Raw genomic sequence first — 13753 nt, 5'->3', positions numbered from 1 at the left:
AGGGCTTTTCATTTTCGGCAACTGGTTGAAGGATTGCGAGATGGATTTCTACATCCCCGAGAAAAACGACTATCCGCGCCTGCTCGATGTCTGGGAAGGCTCGGTGCGTGCCACTCACCTGTTTCTGCCCGAACACTACATCATCCGGCTCAGGAAGCTGCTGTTCGAACAGTACCTCGATTCGGTAAGCCTGTTTTGTACCCGTGACGGCGAGTTGATCAACGGGTTTGCCGGCGTCAGCGGCGGCAAGCTGCAAATGCTGTTCATCGCGGCCGACTATCGCGGCCAGGGTCTGGGCCGACAACTGCTGGCCCACGCTATCGAACACTTCGGTATCCGTGAACTGGACGTCAACGAACAGAATCCCAAGGCCTTGGGGTTCTACCAGAAACAAGGCTTCAAGATCAGCGGCCGTACAGCCGTCGATGGCCTCGGCCAGCCCTACCCCATGTTGCGCATGACACTGGCACGCCGCGGCTGATATCCGTACGTTCAGGCGCGCCAGCCAGCGTACAATGGCGCCATTCACCTCTTTCAACGGTTACCAGCAATGTCAGACCCTATACGCCTCTCCAAACGCCTTATCGAGCTGACCGGCTGTTCGCGCCGGGAGGCCGAGCTTTACATCGAAGGCGGCTGGGTGACTGTCGACGGCGAGGTGATCGAAGAGCCGCAATTGAAGGTCACCGCCCAGCAGAAGGTCGAACTGAACGCCGATGCCAAGGCCACCGCCCCGGATCCCGTGACCCTGATCCTGCACAAACCGGCAGGCATGAGCCTTGACGCTGCGCTGCAGTCGATCACACCCGGCACCTTGTGCAATGAACTGAGCTTCGGTAAACGCGTGCTCAAAGGGCACTTTCTGCGCCAGAAGGCCATTTCCACCCTGCAGGACAACGCCAGCGGCCTGGTGGTGTTCAGCCAGGACTGGAAAACCCTGCGCAAGCTGACCGACGATCGCAGCAAGATCGAGCAGGAATATCTTGTCCAGGTCAGTGGCGAGATGGTCGCTCATGGCCTCAATCGCCTGAACCATGGTGTCACCTGGAAAGGCAAGGAACTGCCTGCCGTCAAGGCCAGCTGGCAAAGCGAAAACCGCCTGCGCCTGGCCATGAAAAACCCGCAACCGGATCTCGTCGCGCAACTGTGCGCGGCAGTCGGCGTGCAGATTGTCAGCTTACGCCGGCTGCGCATTGGCACCGTGTCAATGGGCAAGCTGCCTGAAGGACAATGGCGCTACCTGAGTAGCCGGGAAAAATTCTGAAATCGCTTCACTGGACCTTTCACCATGCTTAACAACGATATCCTGCGCAGCGTGCGCTACATCCTGGCGGCCGGCGACAACAAGATCGCCGAGATTCTGAAACTGGCCGACCAGACCGTAACCCGCGCCGAAGTGGCCGGCTGGATCAAGCGCGAAGAGGAAGAAGGCTTTGTCCGCTGCCCGGACACGGTCATGGCGCACTTTCTCGATGGCCTGGTCTATTACAAACGCGGCAAGGACCAAAGCCGTCTGGCGCCGCCCATCGAGCTGCCGGTCACCAATAATCTGGTGCTGAAAAAACTGCGCGTGGCGTTCGAACTCAAGGAAGAAGACCTGCACGCGATTCTCGATGCCACCGGCTTCCCGGTCTCCAAGCCGGAACTCAGCGCGTTGTTTCGCAAGGTCGGCCACAACAACTATCGCGAGTGCGGTGATCAGTTGCTGCGCAACTTCCTCAAAGGTCTCGCCCAGCGCCTGCGCCCTGCTCAGCCATGAGTTATCAGGTTTCACCGGTCGGTATCGTCCGCTCCTGTTTCAAGGAGAAGTTCGCCATCCCCCGTCAGCCACAATTGGCGCCGGCGGCGCGGGGGGTTCTGGAGCTGCTACCGCCCTTCGATCAGGGCGATGCCGTGCAGGGGCTGGAGCAGATCAGCCATGTCTGGCTGCTGTTCGTCTTCCATCAGGCGCTGGAACAAACGCCGCGGCTGAAGGTCAGGCCACCACGCCTGGGCGGCAACCAGAGCATGGGGGTGTTCGCCACCCGGGCGACCCACCGGCCCAACGGCATCGGCCAGTCGGTGGTGCGCCTGGACAAGGTCGAGCCCGGCCGCCTGTGGCTGTCGGGCATTGACCTGCTCGACGGTACGCCGGTGCTGGATATCAAACCCTATGTGCCTTACGCCGACAGCATCCCCGACGCTCACAATGGCATGGCCAGCGCCGCGCCCTCGTTGATTGCGGTGCTATGGCAGGACGATGCCTTGCAACAGGCCCATGAGCACGCTCAACGGCTGGCAGAGCCGCTGGTGGAATTGATCGAACAATGCCTGGCGCAGGATCCGAAGCCGGCCTATCAGACCCCGTCCCCCGAACGCCGCTACGGCGCACAGTTCTGGGATCTGGATGTGCGTTGGCACTACCCGCAGGCCGGGGTCATTCGGGTGCTTGAGGTTGTGCTTTCAGCCTGACGAACAGGCACAAAAAAACCGCCGGTTCTGACGAAACGGCGGTTTTTTATTACGCAGGGCTTACTTCTCGACGAAAGCACGCTCGATCAGGTAGTCGCCCGGCTCGCGCATGCGCGGCGAAACTTTCAGGCCGAAGCTGTCGAGCACTTCGCTGGTTTCATCCAGCATGCTCGGGCTGCCGCACAGCATGGCACGGTCGTCCTGTGGATTGATCGGCGGCAGGCCGATGTCTTCGAACAGTTTGCCACTGCGCATCAGGTCGGTCAGACGGCCCTGATTGTGATAAGGCTCGCGGGTCACGGTCGGGTAGTAGATCAGTTTTTCACGCACCGCCTCACCGAAGAACTCGTTCTGTGGCAGGATTTCGGTGATGAACTCGTGGTAAGCCACTTCGCTGACCCAACGCACGCCGTGCACCAGAATGACCTTGTCGAAGCGCTCGTAGGTTTCCGGATCCTGGATGACGCTCATGAATGGCGCCAGGCCAGTGCCGGTGCTCAGCAGGTACAGATGCTTGCCCGGCAGCAGGTCGTCGAGGACCAGGGTACCGGTAGGCTTTTTGCTGATCAGGATCTCGTCGCCTTCCTTGAGGTGCTGCAGCTGCGATGTCAGCGGGCCGTCCGGCACCTTGATGCTGAAAAATTCCAGATGCTCTTCCCAGTTCGGGCTGGCGACAGAGTAGGCACGCATCAGCGGACGCCCGGTGGGCTGCTGCAGACCGATCATGACGAATTGACCGTTCTCGAAACGCAGACCTGGGTCCCGGGTGCACTTGAAGCTGAAGAGGGTGTCGTTCCAATGATGAACACTGAGGACACGCTCGTGATACATGTTACTCATGTACGGGAAAACTCCTGAAAAAAATCATCCACGCCAGCACAGGCACTATTGCGCGCCATTCTAGTGGCAGACACAATATCTGTTAACTGGATTATCAAGATATGGGTTATCGGTTATATAGATATGCGATTTACTCTCCGCCAGCTTCAAGTCTTCGTCGCCGTTGCGCAGCAGGAAAGCGTGTCCAAAGCTGCGGTCATGCTGTCGCTGTCGCAGTCAGCGGCCAGCACTTCGATTACCGAACTGGAGCGCCAGTCGAGCTGCCAGTTGTTTGACCGTGCCGGCAAGCGCCTGAGCCTTAACGCGACTGGGCGCCAGTTGCTGCCGCAGGCTGTGGCCCTGCTCGACCAGGCCAAGGAAATCGAAGACCTGCTCAACGGTAAATCCGGCTTCGGTTCGCTGGCGGTGGGTGCCACGCTGACCATCGGCAATTATCTGGCGACCCTATTGATCGGCGGCTTCATGCAGCGCCACCCGGAAAGCCAGGTCAAGCTGCATGTGCAGAACACCGCGCATGTTGTACAGCAGGTGGCCCATTATGAAATTGATCTGGGCCTGATTGAAGGCGACTGCAGCCATCCGGACATTGAAGTGCAGTCCTGGGTCGAGGATGAACTGGTGGTGTTCTGCGCCCCACAACACCCACTGGCCCGACAAGGCCGGGCGAACCTGGAAGAGCTGACCCGTGAAGCATGGATTCTGCGCGAACAGGGTTCAGGTACTCGCCTGACTTTCGACCAGGCCATGCGTCATCATCGTAACGGTCTTAACGTGCGTCTGGAACTGGAGCACACCGAGGCCATCAAACGCGCAGTTGAATCAGGGCTGGGGATTGGTTGCATTTCCAGGCTGGCACTGCGCGATGCGTTTCGGCGCGGCAGCCTGGTGGCGCTGGACACTCCAGAGCTGGATCTGTCCAGGCAGTTCTATTTCATCTGGCACAAACAGAAATACCAGACCTCGGCCATGCGCGAGTTTCTTGAGCTGTGCCGCGCGTTCACCGCCGGCGTCCAGCGCAGCGACCAGATTGTGTTGCCAAGCCTTTATCAAGACTAAAAGGCTTCAGCCGAGCAACACCACCATCCATACTGCGGCGATCATGCTCAGGGCTACCAGTTGCGCGGCGCTGCCCATGTCCTTGGCGTTCTTGGACAACGGATGCAGATCCAGAGAGATACGGTCAATCGCCGCTTCCACCGCCGAGTTGAGCAATTCGACAATCAGCGCCAGCAAGCACACAGCAATCAGCAGCGCCCGCTCGCCACGACTGACATCAAGCAAGAATGCCAGCGGAATCAACAGCACATTGAGCAAGACCAGTTGACGAAAAGCGGCTTCGCCCTTGAAGGCTGCGCTAAGACCATCGAATGAATAGCCCGCAGCATTGAGAACACGTTTAAGGCCGGTCTGGCCCTTGAAAGGCGACAACATACAAAAACTGCCATGCAGAAAGGATGAGGGAAGCTAAGCGAGGCTCAGTCAAAAAAACGTGAACCTGTGGTGCGATCAATGCGCCGCAATTGATTCCAGCTGTTGCAGCAACAGCGCCGCCTGGGTGCGGGTACGCACACCGAGCTTACGGAAGATGGCGGTCACATGGGCCTTGATGGTTGCTTCCGATACATTGAGTTCGAAGGCGATCTGCTTGTTGAGCAGCCCCTCACAAACCATGGTCAAAACCCGAAACTGCTGGGGTGTCAGGCTGGCCAGACCGGCGCTGGCGGCCTTGGCTTCAGCCGAGACACTGACCGGCTCATCGGCCTGCGGCGGCCACCAGGTATCGCCGTCAAGCACGGCACGCACTGCCTGCTGGATCGTCTGCAGAGGACTCGACTTGGGAATGAAACCACTGGCACCGAACTCACGGGAACGTACGACAATCGCGGCCTCTTCCTGAGCCGAGACCATCACCACCGGAATCTGCGGATATTGCCCACGCAGCAATACCAGACCGGAAAAGCCATAGGCGCCCGGCATGTTCAGATCCAGCAGAACCAGATCCCAGTCGGTCTTGCCTTGCAGATGCGCCTCGATCTGCGCGATGCTCTCGGCCTCGACCAGTCTCACCTCAGGGCCAAGCCCCAGGCTCAGGGCCTGATGCAAGGCACTGCGAAACAGCGGGTGATCATCGGCGATCAAGATATCGTAGGTCATGGTCTGATCCTGTTCTTATAGTGAGTACGGGTACTCAACAAGGCATCCGGGAGATGCCGGCCACTCTCCATTGCCCCAGCGAACCACGCCCGGAAAATCAAGCCTCAGGGCGGCGCCAAGAATGCCCAGCCATCCGGTGCGGGTCAAGCGAGATACCCGCCAGAAGATGGCAATTAGCCTCTTGATGCACGCTTATATATTACCGATAGCCTTTCACCAGACTGTGCGCGGCATCGTCAGGATCAATGGGCCGCTGGAACTTGGCACCCAGATAGTGGGCAGTGAAAACATCCAGCCAGGCATCCAGCACATGGCTCGCCTCGACATCCCCGGCCAGCTCCAGGCATAACGCGGCGACTTCGGCCGTACAAAAATGGTCTTCCCGTTTTGAACGCCGCAGGCGATAACGCGAAAGCTGCTCCGGCGCCAGGCTCAGCACCGGAAAGCGCTCCAGATACGGACTTTTGCGAAACATCTTGCGCGCTTCGGTCCAGGTCGCATCAAGCAGAATGAACAACGGCCGCTTGCCCGGTTCAGGAATGACCTTATCGACCACCCGCTCCTGCGCCACGAACTCGCCTGGAAACACCAGATAAGGCTGCCACTGGGGATCGTCCAGCAGGCTCAGCAGTTGCGCGTCAACCTCGATGCGCGACCAGCCAAACGCATGAGTGTCTGCGATCACATCCGCAATCAGCCAACCGGTGTTGGTCGGTTTCAACGGCTCGGTGTCGTACATCAGCAGGCATATCCCGGAGCTGGCGGCCACTTTGGGGCGCAAGGCGCACAGGCAATAGCTGAAAATGACCCGGCAATCAGGACAACGCGGCGCCCGCGAACCGCGAGCCAGAAAAGGTTTGCTACTGCGCGCCAGGCGGTCCTGGCGCAAACGGGATACGGCATGGCTCATTGCAGAATGAACCTGCACAACGACAGCATCGGCACAACAGATACCCGACAGAACAGAAAAGTGCGCGAAGTCTACCAGAGCCCGGCCGGCAAGTGCCCAGGTGTGAAGCAGCCTGGCAAGCCCTATACTTGTGCCACTACGGTGAACGCCAATCGATGGCGCTGGTCAGACCCTCACCACCGAATCAGGAGAATTCCATGCTGCGCCTCATCGCCCCAACCCTTACCCTGCTGCTGGTAGCCCCTCTGGCTGCCCAGGCGGCCTCCAAGCAGGAGTATGAACTGAGCCAGATGCTGGAAAAGGTCGCCAAAGAGAGCAGCGTCGGTACCCCACGGGCCATCAATGAAGACCTTCTGGATCAAGGTTATACCGTCAACGGCCACGAACTGATCAATCATCTGAGCGTGCGTGAGGGCCAGGCCCAACAAATGCGTGCCAATCCTGACACCGTGCGCGCTCAACTGGGCGCCAGCGTTTGCCACAATAATGGCTATCGCCAGTTGATGACCAAAGGTGCAGTGCTGAAATATCAATTCAGCGAATACAAAACCAACCGGCCGATCATGGCCCAGACCTTCAGCAACGCCGACTGCACCGCAAAGCCTGCCGCCAAGGCCAAGAAGTAGCAGGCCGTTGAAAAACATAGGCGAGGCAGGTAGTTTTTCAACAGCCTAGCAAGCCTTCAGCCACCCGCCCTGCGCTTGGCTGCCAGCACTGCGCGCCGCTGTTCATCATCGGCACGCAGTTCGGCAATCAGGGCATTGATGTAACGTGAACGCCTTCCTTCACCGCACAAGCGCCGCTGGCACTCCTGACGCAGCGTCAACCTGTTGTCCCGAGCCGCCTGTACCAACGCATCGTAAAGTGCCTGATCCACTTCCAGTTCGATGAATACCATCTGCAGCCTCCCTGCATACCTCATCGCACCCACACCAACCCGCTCTGCAATGCTTGTGAGCGAGTCCTGTTCTAAGTAAATCAGAGCAACGGGCGACCACCTGCCCGCCTGACGAGTGGGCATCGCGACCTCATTGTTCATGAAGAGAAACATCATCAAGTCGACATCAGCGGCGCGCTGACGCTATAAATCTTTACATGCGTTGCAGATGCTCTGCGCTTTACGGACTACGTGCGGACACCCCACGTAGTCCGTCAACCACGTACACCGACAGGACACCTCAGCACCGTTCGAAAGTGCGCTTGTTCAAAAGCAACCAATGCCTGTCGAAGGAGAAGACCTTTATGCCGTATGTAGCCAACGACGTTTTAGCCCGGCACTTCCAGAGCAACGGCCTGGACATCACCTCGCAGATCGAGGAGCACATCAGGCAGATCGCACCAGCCACCGCCAACCTGCCGCTGTACCGCGACATGATCCTGACGGTGCTGCGCATGGCCGAAGATGACCGCAACCGCTGGAACGCCAAGATCGTCTTGCAGACCCTGCGCGAACTGGACAATGCCTTTCGCGTACTGGAACAGTTCAAGGGGCGCCGTAAAGTCACCGTATTCGGTTCTGCCCGTACACCTGTAGAGCATCCGCTTTACGCCATGGCCAGAAACCTGGGTGAACAACTGGCCAGAGCCGACCTGATGGTCATCACCGGTGCCGGTGGCGGCATCATGGCCGCAGCTCATGAAGGAGCAGGTTTCAGTCACAGCCTGGGTCTGAATATCACCTTGCCGTTCGAACAGCACGCCAACCCGATCGTCGATGGCAGCGACCATTTGCTGTCGTTCCACTTCTTCTTCACCCGCAAGCTGTTCTTCGTCAAGGAAGCGGACGCGCTGGTGCTCTGCCCAGGTGGTTTCGGCACGCTGGACGAAGCCCTGGAAGTACTGACCCTGATCCAGACCGGCAAAAGCCCGTTGGTACCGGTGGTACTGCTCGACACAGCTGACGGCAGCTTCTGGCAGAGCGCGCTGGACTTCATGAAAAACCAGTTGCAGGACAACCGCTACATACTGCCCAGCGACATGAAGCTCATGCGTCTGGTGCACAGCCCTGAACAGGCCGTCGATGAGATCAATCGCTTTTACAGCAATTTCCATTCAACCCGTTGGCTGAAGAAGACCTTTGTGATCCGCATGCATCATGCGCTTAGCGAAACAGCGCTGGAGCAGATACGTGAGGAATTTGCCGACCTGTGCCTGAGCGGCAGCTTTGAGCAACACAGCTACCATCCCGATCACGACGAAGAACGCTTCAGCCAGCTCAGCCGTCTGACGTTCAACTCCACCGGCCGTCAGCAGGGGCGCCTCAGAGAATTGATAGACGTGATCAACGAGCCACAGAACCGGGCTGAGAAAACCATAGCGTCGGCAGCAGAACAATCCTCAGCGCTCGGCGCGCTCTGAACGGATCAGTCGTCTTCTCGGCCGCTTAACAAGCGGCCAATCAGATCCATTGGATAACCCCGATAAGCCAGAAAGCGGGTTTGTTGAGCCCGCTCACGCGCATCGGCGGGTCGCCGGCCTGAGAACTTGCGCTGCCAGACTTCAGACAGACGAGCTCGCCAATCGACCTCGCACTCTTTTAGCGCCTGCTCGATATCGGCACGCGCCAGACCACGCTGCCCCAGCTCCTCACGAATGCGTAAGGGACCGTAGCCGGAACGTGCACGCGAGGCGACAAAACTCTCAAGGTAACGGGCTTCGGAAAGCAGTCCTTCGTCGGTAAGACGATCCAGAGCAGCTTCGATCATTTCAGGCGAGGCGCCGCGCTGACGCAACTTGCGCGTCAGCTCGACACGACCATGCTCGCGTCGTGCGAGCAGGTCCATTGCAGAACGCCGTACAGCGACAGGCGTATCGAGTACGGTGGTCATGAGCGCAATCAGATATCGGCGTCAGCTTCAGCCATATCGTCAGCGGACTCATCGATGTCCGCTGTGCGGTTGTCGGCAGCAGCGGCACCACCACTGAGCAGTTTGTCTCGAATCTGCTTTTCAAGTGCCTTGGCAATTTCCTGATTCTCGGCAAGGAACTTGGCCGAGTTGGCCTTGCCCTGGCCAATCTTGTTGCCCTGGTAGCTGTACCAGGCGCCGGATTTTTCCAGGAAGCCATGGGCCACAGCCAGGTCGATGATTTCGCCGTTAAGGTAAATGCCCTTTCCGTACAGGATCTGGAACTCAGCCTGACGGAACGGTGGCGCAACCTTGTTCTTGACGATCTTGACCCGGGTCTCACTACCGACCACTTCATCCCCCTCTTTCACAGCGCCGGTACGGCGGATGTCGAGCCGGACCGAAGCGTAGAACTTGAGGGCGTTACCACCGGTGGTGGTTTCCGGGCTACCGAACATCACACCGATCTTCATCCGGATCTGGTTGATGAAAATGACCAGACAGTTGGCGTTCTTGATGTTACCGGTGATCTTGCGCAGCGCCTGGGACATCAGGCGGGCCTGGAGGCCCACGTGCATATCACCCATCTCGCCTTCGATTTCAGCCTTGGGTACCAGTGCTGCCACGGAGTCGACAACAATCACGTCAACAGCGTTGGAACGCACCAGCATGTCGGTGATTTCCAGCGCCTGCTCACCAGTATCGGGCTGCGACACCAGCAGGTCGTCGACATTGACACCCAATTTACCAGCATACTCGGGGTCCAGCGCGTGCTCGGCGTCAACGAAGGCGCAGGTAGCGCCCATTTTCTGGGCCTGGGCAATGACCGACAGGGTCAAGGTGGTCTTACCGGAAGACTCCGGACCATAGATTTCAACGATCCGGCCTTTGGGCAGGCCACCAATGCCCAGCGCGATGTCCAGACCCAGCGAGCCGGTAGAGATGGAAGGAATCGCCTGGCGCTCGTGGTCACCCATGCGCATTACGGCACCTTTGCCGAATTGACGCTCGATCTGACCCAAGGCCGCAGCCAAGGCTTTCTTCTTGTTCTCGTCCATTGAAGTCCTCACGTAATCAAATTCAAAAAGGGCCTTGCGGCCACAACACCTGTATAAGTAGCCAGTATTATTCCACAGCCTTGAGCGAACGCCTACCCCTGTTTGGAGTTTTCTCCGGCACAAAGCCCTACGAGCCCCTCTAGCGCAGCCTTTACCGTCTGTCGGCGCACGGCATCCCGATCACCGGCAAACACATGGCAACGGGCAATGATCTGCTCGCCGGCCACCCAGCACAGCCACACCGTACCGACCGGCTTGGACGCAGAGCCGCCGCCTGGCCCGGCGACACCACTGACCGCCACCGCAAACCGTGCACCACTGTGACGCTGCGCACCGAGGGCCATGGCCTGCACAACCTCCTGACTGACTGCACCCACGCTGGCGAACAGTTCTTGCGGCACATCCAGCTGGCGGGTTTTCTGCGCATTGGAATAGGTCACATAGCCGGCTTCGAACCAGGCCGAACTGCCCGCTATGCGGGTAATGGCTTCGGCAATACCGCCACCGGTACAGGACTCGGCGGTGCTGACCTGAGCCTGCAGACGTTGCAGATGCTCACCAAGCAAGCCGGCAAGCCGGGTAAGGTCGTCCATGCAGCACTCCTGATGCCATTGATCTGGATAAGTTGGGCGCAAAGTCTACACAGGGAATCGAGGTAGAAGGCAGCAGCAAAACGTGAGGTCATGATTCGACCTGATGCGCATGGTAACCTTGATGTCATTGGTCGGCAGACAACTCGTCTGCCTTGAAGCGCCCTTACTTTATAGAACGAACCCGCCTGACCCACTGATGAATAAAGCCATTACCGATCTGTCCGCCCACACCCCGATTGTGTTGGAGTAGACAGCCGAAAAGGCCAGAAGCCCCCATTTACAGGGACTTCCGGCCAGTTGTATGAGTTCAGCAGTATTGCGCAGAGGGCATCAGATGGCATGGTTTGGCGTGTGGTTTGCCCCATTTTTGCCCCAGTTTCATTGGCTGTATCGGTCCAAGGGATATGCGGAATAGCAGGTGCACGTGAAGGGTGCATTAAGCGGGCATATTGCGTCTACCGAAGCCCCCCTCCACTCGCCTACCTTCTACACACGATAGCTTTCCGCCGTAGGCTCTCTGTAAGAAAAAACGCTGGCGCCGCTATTAAACTCGTGTCTAGCAAGTCAATCTGTGGATTGGTAGCATAATGCTATGAGCATTTTTTCTAGTGCCTCAGAAACGACCTATAGTATATCTCACCAATGGAAGCTTGCTTTATGGACTGGCTCTACAAGTTGATCCCCAACTTTAACACGGTAAAGGATATTGCCAATGTGGTCTTTTGGATATCAACCTCCTGCGTCGCGATAATGACATACCGACAGGCAAAAAAGACTTTGTTTGCCCCGATCAAAACGGAAACTTTCAAACTTCAGCTAAAAGCCTTTGAAGAAATCCTACTATTTTTTCAGAACAAGGGCGAACATGACTTAATATCTGAACTAGACCTCGAAAATATTCTCAACCTAAATGCTCAAGAAATGGTCGACGCCTATGTACAATCTTTTTTCTCAGACACTTTGCAATTAGACGTAACACGGAGAAACGAAGAAAAAAAGCAGCTTGTTGGAGGAATAATTTCGGCAGAGCATGCTGTTAAACATTTGAGAAAAGTCAAACCAGGCGAAAACTCGATTCAAAAGACTGAGGAAAAAATATCACAACCGGCCATTCTGTTAGCAAAATGGTATGAATATGATCACCCAATGATCTCATTCACTCAAAAATATTTAGACAAGATAAGTGAGATTCAGCGACTCGCCGCCTCGCCCCTGATCCCTAAAGAAGTACGCAACTTGATCAATGAATTTTCAAATACTGCCCAGAGCAATCTACCTTTGATTGGCTCGACAATCACCGCATGCGCCAAAGACATGACCAGATATTACCCCACCCCAGACAGCATACTAAAATTTGAAGGCGCATGGATTTCCAATATTTTCAATGAGCGAAGAAAAAACCTTAAGCCCATCTCAGACAAGATCATGAATAGTATCAACAGCTATCTAAAAATTGATAGCATCATGGATGGATAGATCTGTCCTCAGTCTGCTGAAAGCACGCCGCGACATTTTTTATAACGGCACCAAAGGGCTGCACGGGGATTCAGGCCCGGTTTTACGGGCCTTGAGCAAGCCTTTATCCCTGAACCTCCCTGCCGTTCACTGACACATTGGCCCAGGTTTTGGCCCACTGTTCGATCAGAACAACCCACCCAGCGCTACCGGCTCCCAGTTCATGATCACCAGCTCGCCGCTCACCCCGGCCTGGCTGGTGCGCTGGTTGGCTGTCGTATAGCGGATGTCCAGAGTCTCAAAGTGAAACCCTTCAAACGCCTGGCGGATCTCCGGGTGGTCATTGATGCTGACCATCACACGGCCCTTACAGCGCCGCATAAAGTCGGCCATCGCCAGGTACTGATCGAACTCAAAGCCGACGCCATAGCCTGCGGTCTGCCAGTAAGGCGGGTCCATGTAGTGGAAGGTGTGCGCCCGATCGTACCGCTCGGCACACTCCAGCCACGGCAGGTTCTCGACGTAGGTGCCAGCCAGACGCTGCCAGGCGGCTGAAAGGTTTTCCTCGATCCGCAGCAGGTTGATTGCAGGGCCAGTGGTCGCGGTACCGAACGTCTGGCCACTTACCTTCCCACCGAACGCATGCTGCTGAAGGTAGAAGAAACGCGCCGCACGCTGGATATCGGTGAGGGTTTCAGGACGGGTCATCTTCTGCCACTCGAAGATCTGACGGGAAGACAGCGCCCATTTGAACTGGCGGATGAACTCCTCCAGGTGGTTCTGCACCACCCGGTAAAGGGTGACCAAGTCGCCGTTGATGTCGTTCAGCACCTCGACAGGCGCTGCTTGGGGTCGCATGAAGTACAACGCGGCACCGCCGGCGAAGACTTCGACATAGCATTCATGAGGGGGAAAGAGAGGGATCAAGCGTGCGGCTAGGCGGCGTTTGCCACCCATCCATGGAACGATAGGAGATGTCATAAATTGCAAGTCTTTACTGTATGGATAAACAGGTGATAGGCTCGCGGCGCTTTGTGCACGAAGCAGGGGCCACGGCTGGACTTGCAGGAAGGGTCTGCGGGTTCGGTGATCCGCTCAGGTGTTGGCGCACCTGCGCGGATCGCTCCTTTTATCGTGATGACCACACCACTGCCTATCAGACAGTACTCAGGACAGGCCTATGGACATCGATTTTGAAGCAGAAGCTTGGTTCGGAAACCCAGCCCCGGAAGAAACACTGCGACAGCAACTGTCACTCGTTGAGACTGAGAATGATCTGCTGCGCGGCGAAGTGGAGCGCTACCGGTTAAACCAAGCCAAACTGATTCGGATGCTCTCTGACGCATCGGATGAGCGAGATATGTTCAGGCGAGAGGCCGAAAGCAGCAGCAGGAAGCTTTCGGAGATGTATGTCGAGCGCGCCCAGCACGCCGACAAGCACTAGCA

The 13753-nt window shown here is 57.1% G+C and carries 18 protein-coding genes; 9 read left to right on the top strand and 9 right to left on the bottom strand.

Annotated features, from left to right (window positions below):
* Positions 1-40 precede the first annotated feature (40 nt).
* The 4 genes from NRB16_RS04270 (at position 41) to tsaA (ending at position 2451) form a co-directional block, all read left to right on the top strand.
* The gene (locus NRB16_RS04270; protein WP_045488803.1) at positions 41-481 is read left to right on the top strand and encodes a GNAT family N-acetyltransferase; all 441 of its coding nucleotides are present in this window, start codon (positions 41-43) and stop codon (positions 479-481) included.
* Positions 482-550: 69 nt separating this feature from the next.
* Positions 551-1264 (top strand): rRNA pseudouridine synthase, encoded by a 714-nt coding sequence (locus NRB16_RS04265; RefSeq protein ID WP_045488800.1) that lies wholly within the window; start codon positions 551-553, stop codon positions 1262-1264.
* 24 nt (positions 1265-1288) lie between these two features.
* The gene (locus NRB16_RS04260) at positions 1289-1759 is read left to right on the top strand and encodes a DUF1456 family protein (RefSeq protein ID WP_253138879.1); all 471 of its coding nucleotides are present in this window, start codon (positions 1289-1291) and stop codon (positions 1757-1759) included.
* Positions 1756-2451 carry a tRNA (N6-threonylcarbamoyladenosine(37)-N6)-methyltransferase TrmO gene (gene tsaA, locus NRB16_RS04255; protein ID WP_045488794.1) on the top strand — a complete coding sequence of 232 codons (696 nt, stop codon included), beginning with the start codon at positions 1756-1758 and terminating at the stop codon, positions 2449-2451. Before NRB16_RS04260 ends, tsaA begins: the two co-directional genes overlap by 4 nt.
* Positions 2452-2511: 60 nt before the next feature.
* Here the strand turns inward: tsaA and fpr are convergent, their stop codons facing one another.
* Positions 2512-3291, bottom strand: coding sequence for a ferredoxin-NADP reductase (gene fpr / locus NRB16_RS04250; RefSeq protein WP_045488791.1), 780 nt, complete (start codon positions 3289-3291; stop codon positions 2512-2514).
* A 123-nt stretch (positions 3292-3414) separates the two neighbouring features.
* On the opposite strand from fpr, the gene NRB16_RS04245 reads away from it, so the two are divergent.
* Positions 3415-4347, top strand: a complete 933-nt coding sequence (locus NRB16_RS04245; protein ID WP_045488788.1) for a LysR family transcriptional regulator — start codon at positions 3415-3417, stop codon at positions 4345-4347.
* 6 nt (positions 4348-4353) lie between these two features.
* Here the strand turns inward: NRB16_RS04245 and NRB16_RS04240 are convergent, their stop codons facing one another.
* The 3 genes from NRB16_RS04240 to NRB16_RS04230 all read right to left on the bottom strand — a co-directional run bounded on the left by NRB16_RS04240 (position 4354) and on the right by NRB16_RS04230 (position 6355).
* The gene (locus NRB16_RS04240) at positions 4354-4722 is read right to left on the bottom strand and encodes a diacylglycerol kinase (protein WP_162484335.1); all 369 of its coding nucleotides are present in this window, start codon (positions 4720-4722) and stop codon (positions 4354-4356) included.
* A gap of 75 nt (positions 4723-4797) precedes the next feature.
* The gene (erdR, locus tag NRB16_RS04235; RefSeq protein ID WP_045488785.1) at positions 4798-5445 is read right to left on the bottom strand and encodes a response regulator transcription factor ErdR; all 648 of its coding nucleotides are present in this window, start codon (positions 5443-5445) and stop codon (positions 4798-4800) included.
* Between the two features lie 199 nt (positions 5446-5644).
* The gene (locus tag NRB16_RS04230; RefSeq protein WP_253115192.1) at positions 5645-6355 is read right to left on the bottom strand and encodes a tRNA-uridine aminocarboxypropyltransferase; all 711 of its coding nucleotides are present in this window, start codon (positions 6353-6355) and stop codon (positions 5645-5647) included.
* Between the two features lie 197 nt (positions 6356-6552).
* On the opposite strand from NRB16_RS04230, the gene NRB16_RS04225 reads away from it, so the two are divergent.
* The gene (locus NRB16_RS04225; RefSeq protein ID WP_253115193.1) at positions 6553-6981 is read left to right on the top strand and encodes a quorum-sensing-regulated virulence factor family protein; all 429 of its coding nucleotides are present in this window, start codon (positions 6553-6555) and stop codon (positions 6979-6981) included.
* Positions 6982-7037: 56 nt separating this feature from the next.
* Here NRB16_RS04225 and NRB16_RS04220 read toward each other — a convergent pair whose 3' ends face one another.
* Positions 7038-7253, bottom strand: a complete 216-nt coding sequence (locus NRB16_RS04220) for a hypothetical protein (RefSeq protein WP_045488776.1) — start codon at positions 7251-7253, stop codon at positions 7038-7040.
* Positions 7254-7597: 344 nt separating this feature from the next.
* On the opposite strand from NRB16_RS04220, the gene NRB16_RS04215 reads away from it, so the two are divergent.
* Positions 7598-8713 carry a TIGR00730 family Rossman fold protein gene (locus tag NRB16_RS04215; protein ID WP_045488774.1) on the top strand — a complete coding sequence of 372 codons (1116 nt, stop codon included), beginning with the start codon at positions 7598-7600 and terminating at the stop codon, positions 8711-8713.
* Positions 8714-8718: 5 nt separating this feature from the next.
* On the opposite strand, the gene recX is transcribed toward NRB16_RS04215, so the two are convergent.
* The 3 genes from recX to NRB16_RS04200 all read right to left on the bottom strand — a co-directional run bounded on the left by recX (position 8719) and on the right by NRB16_RS04200 (position 10852).
* Positions 8719-9183, bottom strand: coding sequence for a recombination regulator RecX (recX, locus tag NRB16_RS04210; protein WP_257105550.1), 465 nt, complete (start codon positions 9181-9183; stop codon positions 8719-8721).
* A gap of 8 nt (positions 9184-9191) precedes the next feature.
* Entirely contained in the window at positions 9192-10259 is a 1068-nt protein-coding gene (gene recA / locus NRB16_RS04205; protein WP_045488768.1) for a recombinase RecA, read from the bottom strand.
* Between the two features lie 92 nt (positions 10260-10351).
* Positions 10352-10852, bottom strand: coding sequence for a CinA family protein (locus tag NRB16_RS04200; RefSeq protein ID WP_253115197.1), 501 nt, complete (start codon positions 10850-10852; stop codon positions 10352-10354).
* 657 nt (positions 10853-11509) lie between these two features.
* Here NRB16_RS04200 and NRB16_RS04195 point away from each other — a divergent pair.
* Positions 11510-12328, top strand: a complete 819-nt coding sequence (locus NRB16_RS04195) for a hypothetical protein (protein WP_257105549.1) — start codon at positions 11510-11512, stop codon at positions 12326-12328.
* 165 nt (positions 12329-12493) lie between these two features.
* Here the strand turns inward: NRB16_RS04195 and NRB16_RS04190 are convergent, their stop codons facing one another.
* A complete protein-coding gene (locus NRB16_RS04190) occupies positions 12494-13288 on the bottom strand; it encodes a DNA adenine methylase (protein WP_257105548.1) in 795 nt (264 codons plus the stop codon).
* Between the two features lie 199 nt (positions 13289-13487).
* Here NRB16_RS04190 and NRB16_RS04185 point away from each other — a divergent pair, with 199 nt between their 5' ends.
* Entirely contained in the window at positions 13488-13751 is a 264-nt protein-coding gene (locus NRB16_RS04185) for a hypothetical protein (protein WP_257105547.1), read from the top strand.
* The last annotated feature ends 2 nt before the right edge of the window (positions 13752-13753 follow it).

The organism is Pseudomonas sp. LJDD11 (assembly GCF_024584215.1).
Classification (GTDB): Bacteria; Pseudomonadota; Gammaproteobacteria; order Pseudomonadales; family Pseudomonadaceae; genus Aquipseudomonas.
The sequence above is the reverse complement of the archived record's forward strand: the minus strand, read 5'-3'. Positions and strand labels throughout refer to the sequence as shown.